The 1,200-nt window shown below is 44.0% G+C and carries 2 protein-coding genes; one reads left to right on the top strand and one right to left on the bottom strand.

Features of this window, described 5'->3' with window-relative positions; genetic code table 11:
• Positions 1-23: 23 nt before the first annotated feature.
• Positions 24-815, bottom strand: coding sequence for a DUF4393 domain-containing protein (locus ACYQ2N_RS01985; protein ID WP_459997295.1), 792 nt, complete (start codon positions 813-815; stop codon positions 24-26).
• An 85-nt stretch (positions 816-900) separates the two neighbouring features.
• Between ACYQ2N_RS01985 and ACYQ2N_RS01980 the strand changes: the two genes are divergently transcribed.
• The gene (locus ACYQ2N_RS01980) at positions 901-1,059 is read left to right on the top strand and encodes a hypothetical protein (protein WP_459997294.1); all 159 of its coding nucleotides are present in this window, start codon (positions 901-903) and stop codon (positions 1,057-1,059) included.
• Positions 1,060-1,200: the final 141 nt, after the last annotated feature.

Below are 1,200 nucleotides of genomic sequence, written 5' to 3'. Positions count from 1 at the left end.
TTTAGCGACACAAAATTAGTAGATTATCTCGGAAGTATGCATGCTTCGTAGAACTGCTTTCCTAGATTAGTCCTTTCCAAAACACCCTGACGAATTTCCACGCTGCGTTCATTGTTCTCTATATAGGTTTTCATCCCTACAACAGTTGGATGAGCCAATTCAGCTTCATAAGCTCCAGGGTCAATACTATAGCGCTCATACGAAATTTCTGCTAAGCCTAATCTAACGAGATTATCAACATAACTTGTGACTAATTGCGGAAGAGCGCAACCTGCAAGCTCAGCAACGGTCGTGAAGTTGTGTAATAAGGTAGTATAGTAGCCACGGGAATCGACAGATCTCATTGAGAGAATTGGGATTGGAATGTGCTCCTGGAATCGCCCAAGGATCCTTGCTTCATCTGGTGAAAGCTGCTTAAGAATTTCCACGAAAGCGGGATGGGCCTTTAGTGCCGTCTCCACATCCATGGATGTTGCCAGTAAATTGGCGTATAATTCTCTTAGGTCCTCTTTATACCCCGTAAAACGCAAAGCTTCCAATGCTGGGCCCGCGACTGCTGGATCGGGAGGGATGATTTGTTCGGGGGGAACATTCTTCAATCGTTTTTCTAGCGCTGGTTGGATATACGCTTTAATTTGTTCATAGCCCCAGATGAGAGCGGCAACCGGTGCTAGTACCACATTAATTGTCTTGGCAACGGTTTGTAGGCCTTTTCCTAGCTCCTGTGCGGCAGGGTGCAGTAGATCCTCATAAACTGGTACCGCCTCAACAATACCTTTTACAACTTCAGCCGCGTCACGGATTTCGTCACTCATAGAAATACTTCCTTTCGTAAAAAAATCGCATCTGTGAAGTAAAGTATTAGACGTTTCTGCCGAATAACCTTCTAGGGGGGAGTATATGAAAACACACGGTGCTTATGTTTCGACTATGATTTACAACTTAGGGTTATTTGCTTTAATTGGATTCAGCGTTTGGCAGCTTAAATCGCCCATACCGTTGCTGGGTTTGATCATGATAAAATCTATAAAGCAAGTTAGGGAAGAACAACAGGATTAGAAATAGAACAAATGTTTGGAAATTGACTATTTCTGTCAGGCATAGTATGGTAAAATATAAGCAGGCAAGTCCGAGCTGATCACTCGGGCTCAAGCGCACCTGGAGGCGTCGCCTGCTTATATTTTTCTCCAGGGAAGAAAC

It is taken from the genome of Paradesulfitobacterium aromaticivorans, assembly GCF_054657415.1.
This window is presented reverse-complemented; position numbering and strand designations above follow the sequence as displayed.

What these genes read in the sequence shown, in the direction of transcription:
- ACYQ2N_RS01980 (WP_459997294.1), top strand. Translation starts at nt 901, where the DNA reads ATGAAAACACACGGTGCTTATGTTTCGACTATGATTTACAACTTAGGG.
- ACYQ2N_RS01985 (WP_459997295.1), bottom strand. Translation starts at nt 815, where the DNA reads ATGAGTGACGAAATCCGTGACGCGGCTGAAGTTGTAAAAGGTATTGTT.